34 protein-coding genes are annotated in these 21468 nt (G+C 69.1%); all 34 read left to right on the top strand.

Annotated features, from left to right (window positions below; all coding sequences use genetic code 11):
* Window positions 1-9 precede the first annotated feature (9 nt).
* The 34 genes from WFJ36_RS05335 (at window position 10) to WFJ36_RS05175 (ending at window position 21459) form a co-directional block, all read left to right on the top strand.
* Window positions 10-234, top strand: a complete 225-nt coding sequence (locus tag WFJ36_RS05335) for a hypothetical protein (RefSeq protein WP_336642817.1) — start codon at window positions 10-12, stop codon at window positions 232-234.
* Window positions 231-674, top strand: coding sequence for a hypothetical protein (locus WFJ36_RS05330; RefSeq protein WP_336642816.1), 444 nt, complete (start codon window positions 231-233; stop codon window positions 672-674). The genes WFJ36_RS05335 and WFJ36_RS05330 overlap by 4 nt, the downstream gene beginning before the upstream one ends.
* The gene (locus WFJ36_RS05325) at window positions 671-1468 is read left to right on the top strand and encodes a hypothetical protein (RefSeq protein ID WP_336642815.1); all 798 of its coding nucleotides are present in this window, start codon (window positions 671-673) and stop codon (window positions 1466-1468) included. The genes WFJ36_RS05330 and WFJ36_RS05325 overlap by 4 nt, the downstream gene beginning before the upstream one ends.
* Window positions 1465-1632, top strand: coding sequence for a hypothetical protein (locus WFJ36_RS05320; protein WP_259952348.1), 168 nt, complete (start codon window positions 1465-1467; stop codon window positions 1630-1632). Before WFJ36_RS05325 ends, WFJ36_RS05320 begins: the two co-directional genes overlap by 4 nt.
* A complete protein-coding gene (locus tag WFJ36_RS05315; RefSeq protein WP_336642814.1) occupies window positions 1629-2876 on the top strand; it encodes a DNA cytosine methyltransferase in 1248 nt (415 codons plus the stop codon). The genes WFJ36_RS05320 and WFJ36_RS05315 overlap by 4 nt, the downstream gene beginning before the upstream one ends.
* Window positions 2873-3844, top strand: coding sequence for a helix-turn-helix domain-containing protein (locus tag WFJ36_RS05310; RefSeq protein WP_336642813.1), 972 nt, complete (start codon window positions 2873-2875; stop codon window positions 3842-3844). Before WFJ36_RS05315 ends, WFJ36_RS05310 begins: the two co-directional genes overlap by 4 nt.
* Window positions 3844-4521 (top strand): hypothetical protein, encoded by a 678-nt coding sequence (locus WFJ36_RS05305; RefSeq protein ID WP_336642812.1) that lies wholly within the window; start codon window positions 3844-3846, stop codon window positions 4519-4521. The genes WFJ36_RS05310 and WFJ36_RS05305 overlap by 1 nt, the downstream gene beginning before the upstream one ends.
* A complete protein-coding gene (locus WFJ36_RS05300; protein ID WP_336642811.1) occupies window positions 4518-5537 on the top strand; it encodes a hypothetical protein in 1020 nt (339 codons plus the stop codon). The genes WFJ36_RS05305 and WFJ36_RS05300 overlap by 4 nt, the downstream gene beginning before the upstream one ends.
* Window positions 5534-5794 carry a hypothetical protein gene (locus tag WFJ36_RS05295; RefSeq protein ID WP_336642810.1) on the top strand — a complete coding sequence of 87 codons (261 nt, stop codon included), beginning with the start codon at window positions 5534-5536 and terminating at the stop codon, window positions 5792-5794. Before WFJ36_RS05300 ends, WFJ36_RS05295 begins: the two co-directional genes overlap by 4 nt.
* Window positions 5787-6233, top strand: coding sequence for a hypothetical protein (locus WFJ36_RS05290; RefSeq protein WP_336642809.1), 447 nt, complete (start codon window positions 5787-5789; stop codon window positions 6231-6233). Before WFJ36_RS05295 ends, WFJ36_RS05290 begins: the two co-directional genes overlap by 8 nt.
* On the top strand, window positions 6226-6519 hold the full coding sequence (locus WFJ36_RS05285) for a DUF4326 domain-containing protein (RefSeq protein ID WP_336642808.1): 294 nt from the start codon (window positions 6226-6228) through the stop codon (window positions 6517-6519). The genes WFJ36_RS05290 and WFJ36_RS05285 overlap by 8 nt, the downstream gene beginning before the upstream one ends.
* Window positions 6516-6866: a hypothetical protein gene (locus tag WFJ36_RS05280; RefSeq protein ID WP_336642807.1), complete on the top strand. Its 351-nt coding sequence runs from the start codon at window positions 6516-6518 to the stop codon at window positions 6864-6866. The genes WFJ36_RS05285 and WFJ36_RS05280 overlap by 4 nt, the downstream gene beginning before the upstream one ends.
* Window positions 6859-7092, top strand: a complete 234-nt coding sequence (locus WFJ36_RS05275; protein ID WP_336642806.1) for a hypothetical protein — start codon at window positions 6859-6861, stop codon at window positions 7090-7092. Before WFJ36_RS05280 ends, WFJ36_RS05275 begins: the two co-directional genes overlap by 8 nt.
* Window positions 7093-7642: 550 nt before the next feature.
* Window positions 7643-8137, top strand: a complete 495-nt coding sequence (locus WFJ36_RS05270; RefSeq protein WP_336642805.1) for an AsnC family protein — start codon at window positions 7643-7645, stop codon at window positions 8135-8137.
* Window positions 8134-8334 carry a hypothetical protein gene (locus tag WFJ36_RS05265; protein WP_295103111.1) on the top strand — a complete coding sequence of 67 codons (201 nt, stop codon included), beginning with the start codon at window positions 8134-8136 and terminating at the stop codon, window positions 8332-8334. The genes WFJ36_RS05270 and WFJ36_RS05265 overlap by 4 nt, the downstream gene beginning before the upstream one ends.
* Entirely contained in the window at window positions 8331-8666 is a 336-nt protein-coding gene (locus WFJ36_RS05260) for an HNH endonuclease (protein ID WP_295103109.1), read from the top strand. Before WFJ36_RS05265 ends, WFJ36_RS05260 begins: the two co-directional genes overlap by 4 nt.
* A 10-nt stretch (window positions 8667-8676) precedes the next feature.
* Entirely contained in the window at window positions 8677-8853 is a 177-nt protein-coding gene (locus WFJ36_RS17135; protein ID WP_441888663.1) for a DUF7455 domain-containing protein, read from the top strand.
* Window positions 8832-9014, top strand: coding sequence for a hypothetical protein (locus WFJ36_RS05255; RefSeq protein ID WP_336642804.1), 183 nt, complete (start codon window positions 8832-8834; stop codon window positions 9012-9014). The genes WFJ36_RS17135 and WFJ36_RS05255 overlap by 22 nt, the downstream gene beginning before the upstream one ends.
* Window positions 9011-9175: a hypothetical protein gene (locus WFJ36_RS05250; protein WP_336642803.1), complete on the top strand. Its 165-nt coding sequence runs from the start codon at window positions 9011-9013 to the stop codon at window positions 9173-9175. The genes WFJ36_RS05255 and WFJ36_RS05250 overlap by 4 nt, the downstream gene beginning before the upstream one ends.
* A gap of 362 nt (window positions 9176-9537) precedes the next feature.
* A complete protein-coding gene (locus WFJ36_RS05245) occupies window positions 9538-9921 on the top strand; it encodes a hypothetical protein (protein ID WP_336642802.1) in 384 nt (127 codons plus the stop codon).
* Between the two features lie 22 nt (window positions 9922-9943).
* On the top strand, window positions 9944-11590 hold the full coding sequence (locus tag WFJ36_RS05240; RefSeq protein WP_336642801.1) for a hypothetical protein: 1647 nt from the start codon (window positions 9944-9946) through the stop codon (window positions 11588-11590).
* A 13-nt stretch (window positions 11591-11603) separates the two neighbouring features.
* Entirely contained in the window at window positions 11604-12923 is a 1320-nt protein-coding gene (locus tag WFJ36_RS05235) for a phage portal protein family protein (protein ID WP_336642800.1), read from the top strand.
* A complete protein-coding gene (locus tag WFJ36_RS05230; RefSeq protein WP_336642799.1) occupies window positions 12920-14212 on the top strand; it encodes a head maturation protease, ClpP-related in 1293 nt (430 codons plus the stop codon). The genes WFJ36_RS05235 and WFJ36_RS05230 overlap by 4 nt, the downstream gene beginning before the upstream one ends.
* Window position 14213: 1 nt before the next feature.
* On the top strand, window positions 14214-14573 hold the full coding sequence (locus WFJ36_RS05225; protein ID WP_060921021.1) for a capsid cement protein: 360 nt from the start codon (window positions 14214-14216) through the stop codon (window positions 14571-14573).
* Window positions 14574-14587: 14 nt separating this feature from the next.
* Window positions 14588-15514, top strand: coding sequence for a phage major capsid protein (locus WFJ36_RS05220; protein ID WP_336642798.1), 927 nt, complete (start codon window positions 14588-14590; stop codon window positions 15512-15514).
* A complete protein-coding gene (locus tag WFJ36_RS05215) occupies window positions 15514-15732 on the top strand; it encodes a hypothetical protein (RefSeq protein WP_336642797.1) in 219 nt (72 codons plus the stop codon). Before WFJ36_RS05220 ends, WFJ36_RS05215 begins: the two co-directional genes overlap by 1 nt.
* 20 nt (window positions 15733-15752) lie before the next feature.
* Window positions 15753-16130, top strand: a complete 378-nt coding sequence (locus tag WFJ36_RS05210) for a hypothetical protein (protein ID WP_336642796.1) — start codon at window positions 15753-15755, stop codon at window positions 16128-16130.
* Window positions 16127-16447: a hypothetical protein gene (locus WFJ36_RS05205; protein WP_336642795.1), complete on the top strand. Its 321-nt coding sequence runs from the start codon at window positions 16127-16129 to the stop codon at window positions 16445-16447. The genes WFJ36_RS05210 and WFJ36_RS05205 overlap by 4 nt, the downstream gene beginning before the upstream one ends.
* Before the next feature lie 11 nt (window positions 16448-16458).
* Window positions 16459-16776 (top strand): hypothetical protein, encoded by a 318-nt coding sequence (locus WFJ36_RS05200; RefSeq protein WP_336642794.1) that lies wholly within the window; start codon window positions 16459-16461, stop codon window positions 16774-16776.
* The gene (locus WFJ36_RS05195; protein ID WP_336642793.1) at window positions 16773-17183 is read left to right on the top strand and encodes a minor capsid protein; all 411 of its coding nucleotides are present in this window, start codon (window positions 16773-16775) and stop codon (window positions 17181-17183) included. The genes WFJ36_RS05200 and WFJ36_RS05195 overlap by 4 nt, the downstream gene beginning before the upstream one ends.
* Entirely contained in the window at window positions 17180-17953 is a 774-nt protein-coding gene (locus WFJ36_RS05190) for a phage tail tube protein (protein ID WP_336642792.1), read from the top strand. The genes WFJ36_RS05195 and WFJ36_RS05190 overlap by 4 nt, the downstream gene beginning before the upstream one ends.
* A gap of 3 nt (window positions 17954-17956) precedes the next feature.
* Window positions 17957-18376, top strand: coding sequence for a DUF7426 family protein (locus tag WFJ36_RS05185; RefSeq protein WP_336642791.1), 420 nt, complete (start codon window positions 17957-17959; stop codon window positions 18374-18376).
* Window positions 18373-18708: a hypothetical protein gene (locus WFJ36_RS05180; RefSeq protein ID WP_336642790.1), complete on the top strand. Its 336-nt coding sequence runs from the start codon at window positions 18373-18375 to the stop codon at window positions 18706-18708. The genes WFJ36_RS05185 and WFJ36_RS05180 overlap by 4 nt, the downstream gene beginning before the upstream one ends.
* Window positions 18709-18714: 6 nt before the next feature.
* Window positions 18715-21459: a phage tail tape measure protein gene (locus WFJ36_RS05175; RefSeq protein WP_336642789.1), complete on the top strand. Its 2745-nt coding sequence runs from the start codon at window positions 18715-18717 to the stop codon at window positions 21457-21459.
* The last annotated feature ends 9 nt before the right edge of the window (window positions 21460-21468 follow it).

Raw genomic sequence — 21468 nt, 5'->3', positions numbered from 1 at the left:
GACATGGGGATGGCTACCAACAAGGGACGACGGATCGTCGACGCGCTCGACGACCTGCGTGCAGAGCTGCGGCTCGCGAACCAGATCGAGGTGCTCCGTGCGGGCGCTTCGTTCCTGGACCACGACAAGGGCGAACGCGCCAAGACCGAAACCGCGAAGGCTCGCCTTGCACGGCAGAACCAGCTTCGCGCGGACATCCGCGCGGGGCTCGACATCGAGGAGACGGAGCGATGACGATCGAGGAGGAGTACGTCCGGTTCGTCGCGGACGCCGACTGGACGGACGAGTGCGAGGTGCTCGCCCGGATGCGGAAGCGGAAGATGCGGCTCACGCCCGCTCAGGCGCGCGCATTCGCCGCCGAGCTGGTGGAGGCCGCCGGACACGCTGAGAGGGCCGCAAACGAGGCTGTGCGACCAGTGGTGGCACCTGCGTTCGATCTGCTCGGAGCGCTCGACGCCTCGATCCAGCGGGCGAAGGACCGTGCACACGTCCAGGTCGAGACGATCGCGGTCGAACTCGGCGCGACCGTGTCCCACTCGGCGCCGGTGTCGCCGGACTGCGCCGCGGGGAAGCACCCGCACGGGTGGCAGGACACGGCGTGGGACGACGACGCCGACGTCGAGGTGCCCTGCAAGTGCTCGTGCCACGACACCACCGAGGAGAGCGCGGCATGAAGGCGTCGGAGCTGCTCGAGCGGCTGCAGCGCCACTACATCAAGCCCGGCGAGCTGATGCCCGGCGGTGCGTTCCTCCCCGAAGTCGTCCTCGGATCCCGTCGCGCCGACGCCCTCTACGTCGGGTTCTTCCAGTCCCGCGGGAAGATGCTCGTCGGCCACGAGCTGAAGGTGTCCCGTGCGGACTGGCTCCACGAGCTCGACCAGCCGGCGAAGGCCGAGGCGTGGGAGCCGAACTGCCACTCCTGGTATGTCGTCGCCCCGAGCACCGACATCGTCCGTCCCGAGGAACTCCCGCACGGGTGGGGGCTGATGATCCCCGGCCGGTCGCGGACCCGGATGACGGTCGTCGTGAAGGCGACCGTCCACCCGGACCGGAACCCGTCCTGGGAAGCGACGCACGCGCTCGTGCAGAAGATGGACAGCCTGCGGATGCGGGCCATCGAGAAGGACCGCGAGGCCACGCACACGAAGCTGTACGCCGACATCGAGGAGAAGGTCGAGCGGCGAGTCGCGTTGCACACCGGCGACGGCCAACTGCAGAGCGAGCGGGACCACCTGCGCCGCCTCGTCGACGACCTCAGCGACATCCTCGGCCTCACGGTCGTCGGGTCGTCCTGGGGTGACGGCAACAAGGCGACCGTCGACGAGATCCGCACCTCGTTCGCGACATGGCTCGACGCCGACAAGGACGTGCAGCGCGCCCTCGGCCGCCGCTACTTCGACCTGTCGAACGCACAGCGCGCGGTCGCCGACGCGGTCAGCGCACTCGAGGCCGTGCGAGGTGCAGCATGACCACCCCGATCCCCGTCGCCGACCGCCTCCACGCCCGCACCGACAACCCCCGGCGCGCGTACTGCGGCACCACCGACGCCCCGAAGTTCGCCCACGACCTGCGCACCGTGACCTGCCCGAACTGCGCAGCCGCGATCCGAGCCGACAAGGAGACCACACGATGACCGCTCTGAAGTCGGGCGAGCTGTTCGCTGGGGTCGGTGGCCTCGGCATGGCCGTCGACGAGGTGTTCGATTCCGAGCCCGCGTGGTTCGCCGAGTTCGACGCGGCCCCATCGAAGGTGCTCGCGCACCACTACCCGGACGTGCCCAACTTCGGCGACGTGCGTGCTGTCGACTTCCGCACCGTCCCGCACACTCAGATCCGCGCCGGCGGGTTCCCCTGCCAGGACGTCAGCCTCGCTGGCCGACGCCGTGGCATGACCGACGGCACACGCTCCGGCCTCTGGTCGGAGTTCGCCCGATCCATCGAAGAAGACCGACCCGACTGGGTCGTCATCGAGAACGTGAGAGGACTGCTCAGTGCAGACGCAAGCGGAGGCAACCTGGAACCCTGCCCGTGGTGTGTGGGAGACGAGCCGAGTGAACATGCTCTGCGGGCACTCGGAGCTGTACTCGGAGACCTGGCCGACCTCGGGTTCGATGCGGAATGGGTCGGTCTTCGAGCGTCCGACGTCGGAGCACCTCATGGCCGGTTCCGCGTCTTCGTCCTCGCCTGGCCCGGGGAGCGAACTGTTACCGACGCCCGCGGCGGCGGACGGGTCCGGGGGACGAGTCTCGGCCGAGATGGGCGGGACGAGGGAGTCCGGGGCGAAGCGTTCGATCACGCTCGCGACGGCGGTGCATCACAGACTGACGTGACGCTCCTCCTGCCGACACCTGTCGCTCAGCCCTCCGGGAACACGCCAGAGGATCACCTGCGGAAGAAGCCGGGCCGCGAGGTGGTCACGGATCTCGCGATCATCGCGGAGAACGGGTTGATCGGGTCAGGTGGCCGACTGCTGCCCACGCCCGGCGCCTACGACGGGGATCGGGGCGGTTCTCAGCACCCGGACAAGCGGCGTGCCGGGAACCACTCGGTCACAATCCAAGACGTTGCAGAGCACACCACCGACTGGGGGCCGTACACCTCGTCGTTCGCTCGGTGGGCTTCAGCGATCGGTCGTGCCGCACCCGATCCCGTCCGGCACGACGGCAAGGGCGGGAAGGCCCGCCTGAACCCCGAACTCACCGAGTGGATGATGGGCTGGCCCGCCGGGTGGGTCACTGCCTCCGTCATCGGTCTGTCGCGTGCCGAGCAGCTCAAGGCGTGCGGCAACGGCGTCGTCCCGCAGCAGGCCGCCCTCGCACTCCGCATCCTCCTCGCCCGCCCGGGCGTCCCTTCGATCCGAGAGGCGGTGGCAGCATGAGCCACACACTCGAAGTCCTATCCACCGCCGAGCACGGCACCGTCGACGGGTACCGTGCCGGATGCCACGGCTCCGCGGTGTCCTGCGGCGCGGCCGTGTCCTGCGTCGACGTCTACATCCGGTATCAGGGCGACTGGGGATTCCGGAAGCGCGTCGACGCCGGCGACAACCCCGTCGACATCGTCGCCGAGGAGGCCGCCGAGCTCGACGCGGTCCGGGAGCGCGACAAGGCCGCGAACCGGAAGGCGAAGGCCGCCGCCGCCCGCGCCGAGAAGGAACGCGACGAGAAGAAGGCGCGAGCCGAGGCCCCGAACCTCACGGAGCGGATCGGCGACGACGTCCGCCGGCTCATCAGCGAGGGGAAGACGGTCCGGGAGATCGCGGCCGAGCTGAAGGTCGCGATCGCGTCGGTCACCCGCACCCGGGAAGCGCTCGGCATCAAGGGCCCGCCGCCCCGGATCATCGTCGACGTCGCCGAGGTCGCTCGCCTCCACGCCGAGGGCTACTCGGACACGGTGATCGCTCACCGGATGGGGGTCGCGAATAGCACGATCAGCACGATCCGCCGGACGAAGCTGAAGCTCCCGCGCCTGTCACCGAAGGTCGCCCGGGCGCACGAGGAGTCGCCCCGCGCGGCCCGGCAGCGTCGCATCGTCGAGCTGCACGGGCAGGGCATGACGGACCAGCAGATCGCGGACGAGCTCGGCATCACCCGGTCGGCGGTGTACCAGGCGCGGGGGCGGCTCGACCTTCCCCTGAACCGGGCACGCACCCGCGGCCCGTACAAGCCGCGTGCGACCACAAGGCCGGAGCGGGTGGAACTCGCCCCCGACGCGGACGTCACACATGGCACCCCTGACGGCTACACGGCCGGATGCCGCGGTCGCGGATGCCCGAGCACCCCGACATGCACCGACACGATGCTGAACGCTCACAGGGCCGCACGCCGACAGGCAGGGGGCGAGTGATGGACCCGCTCACGATCATCGACCCCAACGCCGCACATGACCAGTGGGTGCGCGAGCACGAATGGCACCTCGCGATCCTCCCTGACCTGATCGACGCGATCGTCGACGCCACCCTTCCCGAGATCCCCGTCGGTGGCGGCTCCCGCTTCGACAAGGACCAGATCACCGGCGGCGGCTACCTCGACAACATGCGCGCACTCGACGCCTACACGGTCAGCGCCGGCGGCCGCATCATCGGTCAGGGCGCCGCGGCCGACGCCCGGGAACTCTGGTACGAACTCATCACCTACCTCGGGGCCGCGGCGCAGGTCGTGTCCCGCCCGATCCGCCCGGTGCCACCGGTCGGGAACACCGTGAACGCGGACCCTCTCACCGCTCGCGGGGAAGCGCTCCTCGCCGCCGGGTGGCTGATCGACCACGGCGACCGGATCGCAGAGGCACCCGTGCTCGACAAGGAACCGACGGACCTGTTCACCCTGATCCGCCACCTGCGGGGCCGCTACGGGGTGTTCCCACACCCGCGGCGGGCCCGGCTCGCGATCTGCACGGTGTGCGGGGAGACCACGGTGCGGACGTGGTGGGCGACGTCCCGTGACGGACGGGCACGCTCCGTCGAAGTGAAGACCTGCTCGACCTGCGGAGACGAGCACCGCGACGACGAAGGGACAGCATCATGACCGACCAGAAGCTCATCGACGACGTGGTCACGGCATTCACCGACCACGACCTCACCGCCCCGAGCCGCGACGACATCGCCCGCGTGCTCGAGGTGTTCGAGACCTCGCTCCGACGATGCGGGTGCGACGCCTGCACCACCGCCCGACGGGAACGCATCGGACTCACCGAACACGACCTCACCAGCCTCGCCCGCGTGCTCCACGAGGTCGTCTACTCGCCGGGCGCATCGTTCGACCGGGCCGTCCCCGGCATCCAGGAGTACATGCACGCGTGCGCCGAGAAGGTGGCAGCGGCCCTCCCGTGGGTGGTTCCGACGCCTGAGGTCGAGCTCGTGGTCGGGGAGGCGCACACCCCGACCGACGACGAGCGGCGCGTACTGGGCGACGTCTGGGACGACGGAAACGCGCTGGGGCTCGACGGGTGGGTCGGCCCCGGGCGCGGCACCGAGCCGATCGACGACCACGCCGTGCAGGCTCGGAACCGCGCGATCGATAAGTACGCGGCAGCTCTCCGTCGTTCCGAGCAGCCGATCGACGATGATCGGGAAGCGCAGGCGAACCAGTACATCTCGGGGCGCGGCGACTCACAGACGCGGCGCGACTTCCTCGCGGGCTGGGACGCCGCTATCCGTCGCACCGAGGTACCGGAGCCGAGCAAGCAGGGTGCGCATGGCGGGACGATCCCGCTGTACGGGATGCTCGATGTCTGGATGGCGCTGTACGGCACATCACACCCGGATTTCGACGCGTTCTACGCCGAGCACGGGTACGCCGAGACGTGGGCGCGTATCCTCGCCGCCGTTCGACAGCGTCGTTCGGAGCCGCAGGACGAACCGTCCGACGCGCAGGTGGAAGCCGCAGCGCGGGCGATGTTCGAGCCGGACGGCCCCGGCGGTGACTACACCTGGGCGGAGATGGTCGTCGAAGACCCGAGCCGCGCTGACATCTGGCGCGAGGACGCCCGCAAGGTGCTGCGTGCTGCATCCGTCGTCACCGAGCAGGGAGAGAACCGATGAGCGAGCAGCAGAGCGCGGTCGAGCGACTGGCCGAGCAGTGGAACACGACCCCGGATCACACGCCGAGCACATACGACCTGGGCCGGGTCGATCAGCGGCACGAGATGACGAGGCAGCTCCTCGAAGCGATCGAGGCCGACCGACGTGCGGGCTGGGAAACCGACCGCCTCCTCGACTTCCCATCGATGGCCGTCATCGCTACGCGCAGGGTCACTCCGTGGGTGCCGGTGAAGCAGGAAGGAACCGACGATGTCTGAGCGTAAGCCCCCCAACTTCACCCAGCAGGACACCCACCTGCTCGGCGCGTACCTGTTCGACCAGGACAGCGAGCAGGTCACCCTCTGGATGCACGAGCACGTCCAGAACACCCGCGACATGCACGCCCTGATGGAGTTCCTCGGCCGGGCGATCTACAAGATATTCCCCCTCGGACTCACGAAGGGCGTCGTCGTCGACGAGAACCACTACTGGGCGATGAGAATCACCGGGGCGACACAGGACTACATCGACGCAGGCCGCATCATGACCGCCGCGTTCAACGCCGACTGGCCCACGATGACCGCCCTCATCGTCGCCGTGCTCAGCCACCCGCACGAGTACCACGCCGAGGTCGTCGTGCACCTCCTCGCCGCTCTCGGCGACGGCCTCCGAGCCGCCGCCTCCGAACACGACCGGGAAGTAGGAGACCATGACTGAGCGGATCCAGCTCTCACGCGCCCGAGGGTGGCGGAAGCCCGAGAACACCGTCGTCGTCGCACGGCCGTCACGGTTCGGCAACCCTTACTCAGTTGAGACATACGGTCGACACGCGGCGATCGGCATGTTCCGGCTGTACGCCCTGCAGGTGCTCGGCATCGAGCGGATTCGCGCCGAGCTGCGAGGGTGGAACCTCGCGTGCTGGTGCCCTCTCGATCAGCCCTGCCACGCGGACGTCCTCCTCGAACTCGCGAACGCCTCCACGCCGGAAGGGGACCAGCGATGAGCATCCTCTACCCGTCCGAACTGGTCCCGATCTTCCGGGCGCTCCGTGCCCCGATAACCGGGACACCGATACCCTCACTCCCGCGCGTCGCCTTCCCGAAGGTGCTGTGCTCGCACCCGGTCAGCATCCCGTACGACGACCGCCCGAACCGCGACCTCGTCCGCGACGTGAACGCCCGCCTCTACGCCGAGGACCAGCGCCTCCGCCGTCTACTGCCTCCCGCGCCGTCCGGACATCACTGGGAGGGGCAGATCAGCAGCTCGGACGACTGGTTCGACCGGGCCGCTTCGGTCACCTACCGCCTCCGGTACCGCCTCGTCCGAGACGACGGGTCCGACGATGGGTGAGATGCTGACGTACCGGCAGGCCGCACGCCGCGTCGGACGTTCAATGCGAGCCGTCCGCTACTGGCGGGCACGCGGCATGCCGATGTCGTGGGAGATCCGCGAGGGCCAGAAGGTCCGCGTCGTCGAGGAGTCCGTCCTCCTCGCCTGGTGGCGGCAACGGATGAAGAACGACCCCGTCTACCAGATCAACCTCCGCAAACGGCTCGCCGAAGCCGACAACGACTGATAGGACAGAACCATGACCGCAAACCGCCTGATCTGCTTGATCTTCGGCCACGAGTGGACCCCAGAGGAAGTCCTGCGCAATGTGCACCGCCGGATGCCCAGGGGGAACTATCGGGGGCTACCTCGGACCCTCATGCAGTGGAGGTGCGATCGTTGCGGCACCGAGCGGAAGACGCACATCGCGATGAAGCCCACAGCCTGACCCTGTCGCCGACCGATAGATCACCGCTATCACCGACGGCGGTTGCATACCCTACATTCATGATCGGAAAGTCGTCGGAGGGGCTGATACAGCCCCACACAACCGAAGACAACCAATAACGAAGCCCCGCCGTTCCGCAGACGCCGGGGCTTTCGTGATCTCGGGCGCAGCGCACGCGACCCGGCCGAACCCATCCCCTCGGCCGGCACGGGACCCCTGCGCCCGAACACGGTCCGACGACGCGGGCGGGCAGCGGCAATCCCTGTCCGCCCGCGTACCACCCACCCAATGACGAGAGGGGGCGGCCATGCAGTGCTCACAGTGCAGCCGGAAGATGCGACCCTTCGGCGTGAAGAAGGTCGACGCCCCCGACACGATCGCGCAGGGCGGACGCGGGCTCTGCGCGAACTGCGTGAAGAAGCAGGGGCAGCCCGTCGACCCGATCGACGACAGCCCGGCCGTCCTTGTCCGCGCCCTCGTCCGGCCCTCGACCTACAAGGCGTTCGCCCGGCACGCGAAGGAGCTGCACCTCGAGGTCGGCGACCTCCTGTCCCGCCTCGCCGACCGCGCCGTCGGCACCGCACCGCTCCCAGCACCCGCACCGACCGTCGCCCCGGTCGAGCCCACACCGAAGCCGACCGACGAGCGAGGCGGCACGCGCGGTCGCCCCGTGCACGTCGAGGACCCGATCGACCGCCGCATCCGCACCCTGAACGCGGACGGCCTCACCGACACGGCGATCGCCCGGGCGGTCGGCATGTCACAGCCGTCGGTCTCCCGACGTCGCCGCTTGCTCGGCCTGCAGTCGCCGCGCCCACGCGGCCCGAATCGCAAGGCCGCATGATGGCCGTCGTCGTCCACCTCGACACGATCAGCGAACACCTCGACGATGTCGAGTGCCCGACCTGCGGGTACAACGCGATGATCCGGCTCCGCGGCTACTTCCTCGGCACCGCCGGCGTCCACATGGTCTTCGACCAGACGTTCTGCGGCAGGTGCAACGCCGAGAAACGTCGCCTCGGACGGGAGGCCGGCACATGACCGGCAAGCGCACCCACAAGGAATCCCGTCGGATGCACAAGCTCCGCCTCGAGTTCTTCGAGGAGGGGAAGCGGCAGTCGCGCAGCACCAACCCCGACGAGGTCGAGAAGTCGAAGTGCTGGATCTGCCGCGACGCGATCGACTACGACGCCGGGCAGGGCACCACCGCCGACTCCCACGAGCTCGACCACTATCACCCCGTCGATGACCGGCCCGACCTCGAGGAAGACGTCGACAACTTCCGCCACTCGCACTCGTCCTGCAACAGCAGCCGGGGCAAGCGTGCAGCCAACACGCAGGGACTCGGCGAGCAAGTCGCCGCCTGGTGGTGAGGAGCACATCATGGAGACATGTGACCAGTGCGGGCCCGCCGTCCAGGCGAAGGAACGCGCGACGCTCCCGTCCGGTCGGACCCTGACCTACTGTACGCACTGCGCGTCAGCGAACATGGTCGGCCTGATCCGCGCGAACGCGACCCTCAACCCGATCGAGCCGGCATGCGTACCGCCATCAGCGTGACGGTCGGGATCGTCATCGGCTGGTCAGTGCTCGCTATCTGGCAAGGCCCGACCCGCTGGCTCTTTACCCGCATCCTCCCGGGTGATCCGCCCGACCACGTCGATCGCGTGAGGGTGTGGCACAACCACGTCGAACAGCCGGGCGCATCATGGCCGGCGTGACCGCCCTCGCACTCCGCGGCATCGGCACCGCACCCGACTTCGTTCACGACTCCCTCACCGACACCTGGATCCACCCCGACACCGGCGTCGTGATCTTCGGTGAGGACATGCCACGCGAACTCATCCCGTGGTGTCACCTCAACCCCGAGGAGGAGACGTGACCATCACCGCCCGCCTCGCCGCACGCCGCGAGGCAGCACTCAGCGAATGGTGCCGGAGCGCCGCACGCGACCGCACCCACTCGGTCACCTCCACGGAGACCAGACGCGCGCGCCGCCGCCTCCGCCTATGGGACACACTCCTCGACCTCTGGACACTCAGAGGGAGACGGTAACCCCCACCCACCCACCCCCGGTCACACACGCCCGCATACGGACACACCACAGGGAGGGCGTAGCCCGACCACCCCCAGAGGATCCCAAGCGCTCACGCGACCGACAAACCCCCACCCCCCAGAAAATCCAGACACACCCCAGGGGGCGGACGACAGCCCGGGGGAGCCGTCCTCTCTCCCCGACCGAAAATGCCCGATTTCTACCAGGGGGTGACCCGGATGCCGAAGAAGGCTGAACGTCCTCACAGGGCCGCGCTGACGCGGATGTTGAGGGTTACGGGGCTCGCGAATGTTCCCGAGGAAGCCCCCCTCGTCGAGCTGTTGCGCACGTTGGCCGACGAGTTGGACAGCGGGGGCGGCTCTCGGCCGCGGATCGAGTACCGGGCGGCGCTGAAGGACGCGCGGATGGTGCTGAATACGACGGCGCGCGGGAAGCCGAAGGGCTCGCCTGACGTGCCGGAGCCGGCGAAGGCGTCGAAGCCCGGTGAGGGCGAGTCGGAGGCCCTCGAGGACGAGGAGATCGACGAGCCGACGTCGCTGGCGAAGTTCAAGGCGGAGCGGGGCATCGGCTGACCGCTCGAGGTGGGGGTGAGCGGTGGCCGCGAAGCTGTTCGGGCGGACTGAGCCGCGTCTGTGGACGAAGCCGCTGCGGGAACTGACGCCGGAGACGTCGCGTGGGTTCGAGGTGATCGAGTTCGCGCTGACGATCCTCGGCGTGACGCTCTACCCGTGGCAGAAGTGGCTCCTGATCCACGCTCTCGAGCTGCGCCCTGACGGCACATACCGCTTCAAGCGGGTCATCGTGCTCGTCGCCCGGCAGCAGGGGAAGACGATGCTCGCGTCGGTGCTCGCCACGTGGTGGCTGTTCGTCGACTCGGGCCGGAACACCGCGCAGGTCCCGCCGCTGAAGTTCAAGGTCGTGGGTGTCGCGCAGAACCTCGATATCGCGAAGGAGCCGTGGGCGGCGGTCAAGTCGTGGTGTGACCCGGATCCGGAGACGGAGGAGGAGGCCGAGCTCGCGATCGATGCGCTGCAGGCCGCCACGGCGAAGGTTCGCGACGCGAACGGGTCGATCTCGATCATCGCCCGGTCCCGCGCCCACTACGAGATCCGGGCGGCGAAGAACGCTCGAGGCAAGCCCGCCGCACGCGTCCTGATGGACGAGATGCGTGAGCAGCGCGACTGGGTCGCGTGGAATGCCGTCTCGCAGACACTCAAGTCGTTCTGGTCCGGGCAGCTCTGGGGCATCTCGAACGCAGGCGCGTCCGACGCGGTCGTGCTCCGCACCCAGCGCGACGCGGGCCTCGCGGATATCGCGGACTGGGATGCGTACGTCGGCGCCGGGCTCACCTCGGCGGAGGAGTACGCGAACACCCACGACACGTCGCTCGGGATCTTCGAGTGGTCCGCGCCGGACGGGTGCGCGAAGGACGACATCGACGGCATCCTGCAGGCGAACCCGTCGATCGGCTACGGCGCGATGACGGTGCAGGACGCGCTCTCTGACATCCGGTCGATGACCGATGCCGGTTACCGCACTGAGGTGCTGTGCCAGTGGGTCACGGTGCGCGTCGATTCGTTCATCAACGTGAAGGACTTCCAGGCGCTCTGCATCCCGCCCGCCGACGTGAAGATCACGAAGGGCGAGCGGACCGTGTGGGCGATCGACACCTCGAAGCGGTCAAACGACTCGGGTGTGACGACGTGGATCGGCGCGGCGACGCGCACAAAGTCCGGGAAGCCGTTCGCGACGGTCCGTCATCGCCGTACCGGCATCGTCTGGGCGCCGGACTACATCACGAAGCTCGCCGACGAGTCGGGTTTCCGGGAGGTCGTGGTCGTCGGACGTGGCGCGCCGGCGGCGGAGCTCGTGGAGGAGCTGCAGAAGCCCGAGCGGAATCTCACCGTGCACGTCCTCGACGGCGGCCAGTTCGCCGCGGCGACGGGCCAGATGAGCGACGCGGTCCGCGACAAGGACATCGTGCTCGTCGAGCAGCCGGACATCACGCTCGCCGTCGAGGGCGGCGTGACGAAGGAATACGCCGAGAACGACGCCTGGTCGCGCTCGAAGTCCCTGCCGGTCGACATCTCAGGCCTGATCGCGATGTCCGAGGCGCTCTACGGGCTCGTGAACCTCGAGCCCGAGACCGTCCCCGACCCGCCTAAGCCGCCGGCCGCCGAATCGGTGAGTCGCGCTGACATCGCGCCCGACGAGATGAACCTCGCGACGGTCGCATTCTGAGAGGAGGCCCCCGGTGGCAGACGAGATCGGCTACGTCAAGGACGGCGCGCTGCGCGGATGGTCGTCTCTCGCCGACGAGGCGCACGAGAAGAACATCGACCTGCAGTGGCCGCACTCGCTCGAGGTCTACGACCAGATGCGCCGCGAGGATGCTCAGGTCGGCTCCGTGGTCCGGGCGGTCACGCTGCCCATCCGCTCGACGCGGTGGGAGATCGACCCGGCGGGGGCCCGCGACGAGGTCGTGAAGCTCGTCGCGCAGGATCTCGGCCTTCCCGTGAAGGGGCAGGAGGAGCCGGAGCGCCCGAAGCGGGAGCGCGGTCGGTTCTCGTGGGACGAGTTCCTCCGCCTGGCGCTCCTCGAGCTCGTGTTCGGCCACTCGGTGTTCGAGCAGGTGTACCGGATCGAGGACGGGCGCGCTCGTCTCGGGAAACTCGCCTGGCGGCCTCCGCGGACGATCAGCAAGTTCGAGGTCGCGAAGGACGGTGGACTCATCGCCGTCCACCAGCACGGCGTGTTCGGCTCGACGACGGTGAAGATCCCGGTCGACCGACTCGTGGTGTTCGTGAACGAGCGCGAGGGCGCGAACTGGATCGGCCAGTCGCTCCTCCGGCAGGCCTACAAGAACTGGCTCCTCAAGGATCGCCTGCTGCGCATCCAGGCGCTCGTCGGCGAACGCAACGGACTCGGCGTGCCGGTGGTCACCGGCGCGGAGCTCCCCGAGAGCATCTCGAAGGACACCGCGAAGGCCGAGGAGTGGCTGAAGGCGCAGAAGGACGAGGGGCTCAAGCTCGCGAAGGACTTCCGTGCCGGTGAGGCGGCGGGCGCGTTCGTCCCTCATGGCGGCACCGTCGAGCTGAAGGGCGTGACGGGCAAACTCCCCGACATCGACGGCCCCATCCGGTACCACGACGAGCAGATCGCGCACGCCGTGCTCGCTCACCTGCTCACGCTGGGCGGCGACAAGTCGACCGGGTCCTACGCGCTCGGCGACACCTTCGCGGACGTGCTGACCGGCTCGCTCAACGCGGTGATGAAGCACCTCGCCGACGTGACGAACCAGCACGTCGTCGAGGACCTCGTCGACCAGAACTGGGGGCCGGAGGAGCCCGCGCCGCGGATCGTTCCCGTTCCGCTGGGCAAGGACGCGCCGCTGACCGCGGAAGCGATCCGAGCGCTCATCGACTGCGGGGCGTTCACGGCCGACGCCGAGCTCGAGAAGTACCTCCGGGCGCGTTACGGGCTCCCGGCGCACGACCCCGACACCGCGCGAGAGCGCACAACCACCACGCAGAGCGCCGCGGGCGAGCCTGCGCCAACAGAGGAGGCAGCATGACCGACCAGCGCAGCGCGCGAAACCGGTTCTGGGGCAAGCTCACCCCGCCGAAGTCGAAGACCGAGTTCTTCGACGCGATCACGATGCCGTCCGCGGGAGGCGAGGGCACCGTCGCGACCATCCGCATGTACGGTCCGATCGACTCGTGGGGCGGGTTCTGGGGCATCTCGACGAAGGACGTCGCCGAGGTGCTCGACGGGCTCCCCGACTCGGTCACGCAGATCATCCTCCGGATCAACTCGCCCGGCGGTGAGGTGTTCGAGGGCGTCTCGATCCTGAACATGCTCCGCGCTCACGACGCCAAGGTCACCGCAGTCGTCGACGGCCTCGCGGCGTCGGCCGCTTCGGTGATCGCGGCCGGGTGCGACGAGACGGTCATGTCGCCTGCCTCGCAGATGATGATCCACTCGCCGTCAACGATCGTCTGGGGCAACGCCGCGGACATGCGGAAGGTCGCCGATGTGCTCGACACGATCGAGGAGTCGATCATCTCGATCTACCGGGACAAGGCGGGCGAGTCCGCCTGGGGCGAGCTCCTCGCCAACGAAACCTGGTACACCGCCGAGGCCGCCGTCGAGGCAGGCCTGGCCGATCGCGTCGCCGTCGTGAAGGACGCCGGAGAGACGGCGACCGCCGGCACGGATGACGACGGCACCGACCCGCTCGAGGGCGACGACGTCGAGGACATGTACCAGTCCGCGCGCGCCCATCTGGGCCTGCACCCCATCGGCGCTTCGGCGCCCCACAAACTCCCGAGCTCGTCCGAGCCGGGGAATCCCAAGGAACAGAAGGAGGCGCTCAACATGAGCGACGCTTTCCTGGCTGCGGTTCGTGATCGGCTCGGCGTGACCGATGCCAACGCGTCGGAGGAGACGGTCCTGTCCGCTCTCTCCGAGGCGCTCAACGAGTCGGCCGACAACACCACGCCCATCTCGGCGACCACGGTCGCCCCGACGATCCCCGCCGGCACGCAGCTCATCGAGAACTCGATCCTCGACTCGCTCCGCGCCGACGCCGCCGCTGGCCGCGAGGCCCGCGAGCAGCAGATCAAGGACCGCCGCGACGGGATCATCGCGAACGCCCTGCAGGAGGGCCGCATCACGGCGGCCTCGGCGGAGCACTTCCGCACCATGCTCGACTCCGACGAGGACGGCACCGCGAAGGTGCTCGCCTCGATGGCGAAGAACAGCGTTCCGGTCGCGGAGATCGGACACGCCGCCGGCGAAGTGTCGGCGGAGGACGCGCTCATGGCCCGTGCGGGCTGGGGCGACGACGACGAGGAGGCCTGACATGGCTGACCACATCCACCTGTTCAAGCCGGGCGCATCGGTGACCTTCACGGCATCGGCGGACGTCATCGGCGGTCGCCTCGTCGAGGTCACCGGCGCCCGCACGGTCGCGAACGCCGCGGCCGACAGCGTCAAGACCGTCGGCGCGGCGGCTCAGGACACGAAGTCCGGCGAGGACGTGCTCGTGCTGCGTGGCGGGGTCCAGAACCTCGTCGCGTCCGCGGCGATCGTCGCCGGAGCCCGCGTGAAGCCCGCGGCGGCCGGGAAGGTCGTCACGGTCGGCGCTGGCGAGCGGGGCATCGGCCTCGCACTCACGGCGGCCGGTGCGGCCGACGCCCTGCTCCAGGTCGCACTGGACTGAGAGGAAGAACAGACATGGGAAACTCCCTGACGTACCCGGTGCCCTCGATCGACAGCACCGGCAGCCTCACCGCTGAGCAGATCCACGAGCTGCTCCGTTCGCGCACCGCGGTCGCTCGTCGCGTCCGCACCCTCGCGGACAAGCGGTTCATCTCGGACGCGCTCCTCAAGGGCCGCTTCCAGGCGGTCGGCGGGACCGTGCTCTACGAGAACGGTGACCCGCTGTTCGCCCCGGACGACCCCGAGGCGATCGCCCCCGGCGGCGAGTACCCGCGTTCGCAGGTCACGGCGGGCGACCTCGCCGCGGCGAAGGTCGACAAGTGGGGCCGCGACGTGCCGGTCACCGACGAGTCGATCAAGCGGCGCGGCATCGACGTCGTGAACCGTGGCCTCGGCCAGCTCGTGAACCGCATGGTCAAGTTCGTCGACTCGGCGGCGCTCGGCGTCATCGCGTCGAAGATCACCCAGACCAGCGCGGCGACGGCGAACTGGACGACGGCGAAGGCCATCGTCGCTTCGGTCGAGAAGGCCAAGGCGGAGGCCGAGGAGGCGGGCGAGGGCCACACCCTCGACACCATCGTCCTCAAGCCGACGCACTACGCGACCGTGATGTCGCTGTTCCTCGAGGCGGGCTTCCTGCCGCGCGAGGGGTCGAACCCGCTCATCAACGGCACGTGGCCGCAGGTCCTCGACCTGACCTGGCTGCGGTCGCCGTACACGCCGACGACGGCCCCGCTGCTCGTCGACTCGGACGAGCTCGGCGGCATGGCCGACGAGGACCTCGGCGGCCCGGGCTACAGCAACGCGCTGCCCGGCATCGAGGTCAAGTCGATCCGCGAGGACAACATCGACGGCTACCTGCTCCGCTCGCGTCGCGTCACCGTGCCCGTCGTCACCGACGCCACGGCCGGCGTGACCATCACCGGAACGGGGCTGAGCTGATGGCCGAGGCCAAGAAGTACGCGCACCGTGTGACGGCCACGATGATCGTCGCGAAGGTGCCGGGCGCGCAGGGCGGCGAGGTCTACCTCCGTCAGGGTCGCGTCCTGCCCGCGTCGGTCACAGCCGACGAGATCAAGCGGCTCAGCACGCTCGGACTGATCGAGAAGTTCGAGCCCGACACCGCTGACGGCGAGTCCGCCGACAGCTCGAGCAAGTAGTGAGACAGGGGGCGATGGACATGACCATCACACACGCCGACCTCGGCGGCGACGAGAACACGGCTCGACGGGTTCTCGTGCTGGCACGGTCCATCGCCCCCTGCATCGACGCGTTCCCCGACGACTCGGAGCAGAAGCTCGACGCGATCGCGGTGCTCAGCGCCGTCGTCGCCGAGCTGCCTGCGCCGGGGGACCGTCGGACGAAGTCCCTCAGCCGGAACGGCACGTCGATCACGTTCGCGGACATCGAGTCCGCGTTCGACTCGGACGCCCGGGCAAGCCTGCGGGCGCTGTGCGACGCTCAGGGGGCCTCGGTGTCGCCGGGGTCACTCCCGGCGGGGTCGTTCCCCACGGAGCGCGCATTCGAGCGTGTGTGGCCGGAGGGGGGCTACTCGTGATCGGGTCGTTCTTCTTCCCGCACAAGGTCCTGATCCGCGACATGATCGACCGCGGCGGGGAGGGGTCCACCCCTGGCCCTGCACGCTCGTCGATCGCGGAGACCATCGACGAGCGGACGCTGGTGAAGAACCGGGACAACCTCGAGGTTGTGTCGAACTCCCGCGTCACCGTCCCCCTCGACGCGAACGTCGCGCCGGGTGCGCTGGTCACCGTGTGGCCGGGCACGCCGGCGGCGCGGGAGGCCGAGGTGATCCGCGTCGGCCGGGACGAGAACGCCCCGCCGCTGCCGTCTCACCTGATCCTCTGGCTCACCTAGGGAGGTGCATCGTGAAGATGCTCAAGCCCATCCTCAGCACGGTCGAGAAGGTCGCGCAGGACGCGATCCGGGAGGGCGGCCGGGAGGTCCTGCGCCGCGCCCGCGAGAAGTCCCCGACGCTGACCGGCGAATCGGACAAGTCCGGGTTCATGCAGGTCGACGACATGACCGTGCAGGTCGGGTTCACGTCACTCGTGTCCCGGCTGCAGCACGAGGACCTCGACAATCGGCACCCGCAGGGCGGCGAGGCGAAGTTCCTCGAGAAAGCGTTCGACGAGGTCGACATCGAGCAGATCGCGGCGCAGAAGCTCCGGGAGGCGTTCGGATGACGATGGACGACGCGACTCTCACCCGGCGTCTCTGCCGGGTCCTCGCCCGCGTCCCGACGTTCGAGTACGACGTGACCCCGCCGCCGTCCGGCGTGGCCGTGCAGTACGGGGCGCTGAAGGCCGAACCGGACCGGGCTGTGGGCGTGCGCGTCTACAGCACCACGGACGAGCGACATCTCCACTGGCGGCGCGCTCAGGTGCGCATCCGGGGCGCGAAGGGAAGCAAGACGGACGCCGACAAGATCGCCGGCATCGTCTTCGCTGCTCTCCACGGGCTCTCCCGCGAGGGAGGTATCAGCGGCATCCGCCGCGAATCCATGTCCCCGAACGGGGCCGACACGAACGGGCGCGAGGAGCGCACCGACAACTACATCATCACCCTCGACAACCAGGAGTCCTCATCATGAGCGAAGCAGTTCCCCTTCCCGCCGGCACCACGCTCGGGAAGTCCTTCGAGTACGGCATCGACATCAACCTCGGCACGTCCGCCGATCCCGAGTGGCAGCCGTTCCGCCGGATCAGCGGCTTCCAGCCGACCTACACGCCGACCACGCAGGACGCGCAGACGTACGACGACCTCGGCGCCGACAACTCGGACGTGACCGGCTGGTCGTTCGCGATCGCGTTCAACGTCCAGGTGAACCGCAACACCGCGACCGGCCTGTACCTGCCGGAGATCGAGGCGCTGCTCGCCCGCACCCGCCCGTCGGCGAAGGGCGAGGCCGCAGTCGTCGAGGTGCGCTGGTACCACAAGCCGGAGATCGGTACGCCGAACCCGGCCGACGCCGGCCAGGGTCGCGCGACCGTCGCCATCACCCGGCAGAACACCGGCCCGAACGGTGAGATCGAGGTCCTCTCGGTCACCCTGTCGGGCAAGGGGCCGTACACCGAGATCGCGAACCCGTTCGACGGATGGGACAGCACGGTCGCGGTCATCGGGACCGTGGGTCCGGAGGGTGCCGGCGACGGCGACCTCATCACGATCACCGGCACCGGGTTCCTCGGCACGACCGGCGTGTCGATCGATGGTGCGTCGCTCGCCGCGACGGACTACACCGTCGTCTCGGGTGCGACGATCATCGCCGCCCTGCCGGCCGGTGACGCCGGCAACGTGCCCGTGATCGTCACGAACGCGGCGGGCGCTTCGGCGCCGCACACGTTCACGCGAGGGGCGTGACGCATGGCGTCCCCGTCCGACTTCGCGGCGTGGGCGCAGCAGGACCTCGTCCTCCCGTTCGGGGGCAAGACCTATCGGGTCAAGCCCCCGAACGTGGGCGACGCGGGGAAGCTGCTCGCCTGCGCGATCCGTGGCGAGGTGAACCTCGGCATCGTGAAGGGCCCGATCCCTCCCGAAGTCCAGGCCGTCCTCGAAACGATCCAGCCTGACGAGCACCCCGCCCTCGGCGACGTGCACCAGGAGATGGTCGACGACGGCCTCTCGCCGACGACGATCGACCGCTTCACCTACTACGCGGTGTTCTACTGGGCGCGCAGCGAGGAGTACGCCGACGCGCTCGCGCGGCTGCTGTTCACGCCGCGCGTCACCGACGACAACCTGTTCCCCGACGAGGAGGACGAGGCGACCCCAAAAGCCTCGTGACGGCCGAGGACTGGGCACCGTATGGGCGGGGCGTTCCAGACGCGGACGGGTGGTATCCGGACTACCGGACACCACCCGCGCATCTGCGTCCCGCCCCGCCCGCGGCCCCTGCGTCCTCGACCGTCAACGGCACCGAGCCCGACATCGACGACTCGCTGCTCGCGATCGTCACCAACTGGCGATTCGTCATCGCCGACCTGTTCGAGCACTTCCAACTCGACCTGTACGACGCCGCCGTCAGGGCGCGCCCCTGGCCGGGCGTGCGCACGGCGATCTTCGCGCTCATCGACACTCCGGGTTCCCGGATTCGGAGGGCGCTCACCCGGAGGTGACCACCGATGCGCGCAGCCGAGATCGATGTCCTGTTCACGGCGGACACGAAGCAGATCGAGCAGGCGGACAAGAAGATCCGGGAGACGGGTCAGCGTGTCGAGAAGAACCCGGTCGAGCTCGACGCGAATGCGAAGCCCGCGCTCGAGAGCATGGATCGGGTCGAGGAGGCGGCGAAGAAGCTCGTGTCGAAGGACACGCTGCTGACGGTCGACGCGAACATCGAGCGCGGCGAGAAGTCCCTCGATCGGGTCCAGAAGCGTCTCGACTACCTCCGGTCCGTCGAGACGACGATGGACGTGAAGGCCGACATCGCCCGCGCCGAGGCGTCGCTGTCCAAGGTGCAGCGGAACCTCGACGGCCTGAAGGCCGCACGCGCGACGATGGAGGTCGACGCCGACACCTCGGAGGCGGAGGCTGCTTTCGACGGTGTGAAGGACGACGCCGGCGACGCCGGTGAGGATGCCGGTGCCGCGTTCGGAGACCGGGTCATCGCCGCTCTCGCGACGATCCCGGTTGTCGGTGCCGTCGTCGGCATCGGCGCCGCCGCCGCGAAGGCACTCGTCTCCGCGTTCGAGGACGGGCTACAGATCGAGGTCGGGTACGACCGCCTGCAGGCCCTCACGGGCGTCGACGAGGCGACCGCGCTCCGCCTGGGGCGCGCTGCCGGTGAGGCGTACGCGAACAACTTCGGCGAGTCGGTCGAGTCGAACATGGACGCGACCCGGCTCGCGCTGCAGTTCCGGATCATCGACCCGACGTCGACGACACGGGATGCGCAGCTCGTCGTGCAGAGCCTCGCGGGTATCGCCGATGTGCTCGGCGAGGACGTGCAGCCGGTGGCGACGGCGGTGACGACGCTGCTGAGCAGCGGCCTGTCGAAGTCTGCCCAGGAGGCGTTCGACCTCATCGCTACGGGTGCCCGGAACGGCGTGAACCGCGCCGATGACCTCCTGGACACCCTCACCGAGTACCCGGCCCTTTTCCAGCGCCTCGGCCTGTCCGGGCCGGAGGCTCTGGGGCTCATCAGCCAGGGACTCAATGCCGGCGCGCGGAACAGCGACCTCGCGGCCGACGCCCTGAAGGAGTTCCAGATCCGGGCGACGGACGCGTCGGAGACGTCCGCTCAGGGATTCAAGGACCTCGGACTCGACGCCGAGGAGATGACGGCGAAGATCGCCGCTGGTGGAGAGAGCGCCCGCGACGGGCTAGAGACCGTGCTGACGAAGCTCCGCGAGACGGAAGACCCCGTGCTCCGGAACGCCGCGGCAGTCGCTCTGTTCGGGACGCAGGCGGAGGACCTCGGCGCCGCGCTGTTCGCGATGGACCTTTCGTCGGCCGTCGCCGAGCTCGGCACCGTCACGGGTGCCGCTCAGCAGATGTTCGACACCCTCGCGGGGAACGACGCATCGAAGATCGAGCAGGCACAGCGGAACATCGAGATCGCGGCCGACGGCATCAAGGGCGCGCTCGCTCAGGCGTTCGCGGAGCCGCTCGGCGACTTCGCTGACTGGATCTCACAGAACCGCGGCCCGGTGCTCGAGTTCTTCCGCGACATGGCGGTCGGTGCGCTCGACTTCGCGATCACGGCTTCGGACGCGACCGGCGACTTCGTGTCGGGGCCGCTGGCCGACATGGTCGACGGCTTCGTGTCGTTCCTGAAGCTGACGAACTTCGACCCGTTCAAGGACTGGACCGACCTCGACAACCTCGTCGCCGACCTCCGTAACTTCGACGGGGTCACGGACGACGTGAGCACGAACCTCGAGGGCATGAAGGCCGATCTGACCGACTGGACGGATCCGCTCATCGCGCTCGGCTACGTCAACGACGCGGCCCTGCGCACTGCGGATGCTGTCTCGCAGGTCGGGTTCTCCGCGGAGAACGGGACGGCCCTGCTCAGCGGGTTCGAGGTCGCGACCGATGGCACGGTCCGGGCGACGGGCGAGCTGAAGTCGCAGCTCGACGCTTCGGCTGAGGCTCTGCGCGCGGAGTACGACGCGGCGATCGCGGCGGGGGAGTCGCAGGACAACCTCCGCGGCCGGTACAACTCGACCCGTGACGCGCTGATGAACCAGCTGACGGCGATGGGGCTGACGCGCGAGCAGGCGCAGGCGCTCATCGACACCGTGCTGCAGACGCCGGAGGAGGCGTCGACGAAGTTCACGTCGAACGCGGACTCGGAGCGCGGCAAGGTCGAGTTGCTGACGAACCGTGTGGTCACGATGCCGGACGGGTCGACCACTCTTCGGGCTTACACCGAGGACGCGATGGCCCGCCTGCAGGCGCTGAAGGATCGGCTGGCGTCGATTCCTCAGTACCGGCGGATCACGTTGGAGACGTTCAGTTACGGCACCCGTGACGTGTCCCCGCAGGCGCAGGGCGGCATCGTCGAGTTCATGGCCAACGGGGGTATCCCGGGCCTGACGCCGATGCGGCCGCTCGCGCAGATGGTGCCGGCGAGCACCTGGCGGGTCGTGGGTGATCGCTCCGATGTGCCGGAGGCGTACATCCCGCTCGACGGTTCGCCGCGGTCGATCGCTCTCCTGATGGAGACGATCCGACGCATGCCGAACTTCTACGGCATGGCGGCGGGGGACGTGTCCTCGGTGGCCGGCCCGCAGGTGGGCGCCGCGGTGCGGTCCGTGCAGGCGACGTTCACCGGCGACTTCTACGCGTACGACCCGACGGCGGTCGGCAGGGAAGCCCGCGACAAGCTCGCGCAGCTCCTCGCCGCGATGCCGCTCTCGTAAGGAGGTAGT

The sequence above is a fragment of the Microbacterium sp. MMO-113 genome (genome assembly GCF_037148555.1).
In the GTDB taxonomy this organism is placed as follows: domain Bacteria; phylum Actinomycetota; class Actinomycetes; order Actinomycetales; family Microbacteriaceae; genus Microbacterium.
This window is presented reverse-complemented; position numbering and strand designations above follow the sequence as displayed.

Bases quoted from the DNA above. Each gene is read 5' to 3' on its own strand.
- WFJ36_RS05295 (WP_336642810.1), top strand. From the start codon at position 5,534: ATGAGCGAGCAGCAGAGCGCGGTCGAGCGACTGGCCGAGCAGTGGAAC.
- WFJ36_RS05265 (WP_295103111.1), top strand. From the start codon at position 8,134: ATGATGGCCGTCGTCGTCCACCTCGACACGATCAGCGAACACCTCGAC.
- WFJ36_RS05245 (WP_336642802.1), top strand. From the start codon at position 9,538: ATGCCCGATTTCTACCAGGGGGTGACCCGGATGCCGAAGAAGGCTGAA.
- WFJ36_RS05220 (WP_336642798.1), top strand. From the start codon at position 14,588: ATGGGAAACTCCCTGACGTACCCGGTGCCCTCGATCGACAGCACCGGC.
- WFJ36_RS05290 (WP_336642809.1), top strand. From the start codon at position 5,787: ATGTCTGAGCGTAAGCCCCCCAACTTCACCCAGCAGGACACCCACCTG.
- WFJ36_RS05285 (WP_336642808.1), top strand. From the start codon at position 6,226: ATGACTGAGCGGATCCAGCTCTCACGCGCCCGAGGGTGGCGGAAGCCC.
- WFJ36_RS05330 (WP_336642816.1), top strand. From the start codon at position 231: ATGACGATCGAGGAGGAGTACGTCCGGTTCGTCGCGGACGCCGACTGG.
- WFJ36_RS05260 (WP_295103109.1), top strand. From the start codon at position 8,331: ATGACCGGCAAGCGCACCCACAAGGAATCCCGTCGGATGCACAAGCTC.
- WFJ36_RS05230 (WP_336642799.1), top strand. From the start codon at position 12,920: ATGACCGACCAGCGCAGCGCGCGAAACCGGTTCTGGGGCAAGCTCACC.
- WFJ36_RS05275 (WP_336642806.1), top strand. From the start codon at position 6,859: ATGGGTGAGATGCTGACGTACCGGCAGGCCGCACGCCGCGTCGGACGT.
- WFJ36_RS05175 (WP_336642789.1), top strand. From the start codon at position 18,715: ATGCGCGCAGCCGAGATCGATGTCCTGTTCACGGCGGACACGAAGCAG.
- WFJ36_RS05195 (WP_336642793.1), top strand. From the start codon at position 16,773: ATGACGATGGACGACGCGACTCTCACCCGGCGTCTCTGCCGGGTCCTC.
- WFJ36_RS05315 (WP_336642814.1), top strand. From the start codon at position 1,629: ATGACCGCTCTGAAGTCGGGCGAGCTGTTCGCTGGGGTCGGTGGCCTC.
- WFJ36_RS17135 (WP_441888663.1), top strand. From the start codon at position 8,677: ATGGAGACATGTGACCAGTGCGGGCCCGCCGTCCAGGCGAAGGAACGC.
- WFJ36_RS05280 (WP_336642807.1), top strand. From the start codon at position 6,516: ATGAGCATCCTCTACCCGTCCGAACTGGTCCCGATCTTCCGGGCGCTC.
- WFJ36_RS05310 (WP_336642813.1), top strand. From the start codon at position 2,873: ATGAGCCACACACTCGAAGTCCTATCCACCGCCGAGCACGGCACCGTC.
- WFJ36_RS05225 (WP_060921021.1), top strand. From the start codon at position 14,214: ATGGCTGACCACATCCACCTGTTCAAGCCGGGCGCATCGGTGACCTTC.
- WFJ36_RS05215 (WP_336642797.1), top strand. From the start codon at position 15,514: ATGGCCGAGGCCAAGAAGTACGCGCACCGTGTGACGGCCACGATGATC.
- WFJ36_RS05305 (WP_336642812.1), top strand. From the start codon at position 3,844: ATGGACCCGCTCACGATCATCGACCCCAACGCCGCACATGACCAGTGG.
- WFJ36_RS05210 (WP_336642796.1), top strand. From the start codon at position 15,753: ATGACCATCACACACGCCGACCTCGGCGGCGACGAGAACACGGCTCGA.
- WFJ36_RS05300 (WP_336642811.1), top strand. From the start codon at position 4,518: ATGACCGACCAGAAGCTCATCGACGACGTGGTCACGGCATTCACCGAC.
- WFJ36_RS05255 (WP_336642804.1), top strand. From the start codon at position 8,832: ATGCGTACCGCCATCAGCGTGACGGTCGGGATCGTCATCGGCTGGTCA.
- WFJ36_RS05190 (WP_336642792.1), top strand. From the start codon at position 17,180: ATGAGCGAAGCAGTTCCCCTTCCCGCCGGCACCACGCTCGGGAAGTCC.
- WFJ36_RS05325 (WP_336642815.1), top strand. From the start codon at position 671: ATGAAGGCGTCGGAGCTGCTCGAGCGGCTGCAGCGCCACTACATCAAG.
- WFJ36_RS05320 (WP_259952348.1), top strand. From the start codon at position 1,465: ATGACCACCCCGATCCCCGTCGCCGACCGCCTCCACGCCCGCACCGAC.
- WFJ36_RS05185 (WP_336642791.1), top strand. From the start codon at position 17,957: ATGGCGTCCCCGTCCGACTTCGCGGCGTGGGCGCAGCAGGACCTCGTC.
- WFJ36_RS05335 (WP_336642817.1), top strand. From the start codon at position 10: ATGGCTACCAACAAGGGACGACGGATCGTCGACGCGCTCGACGACCTG.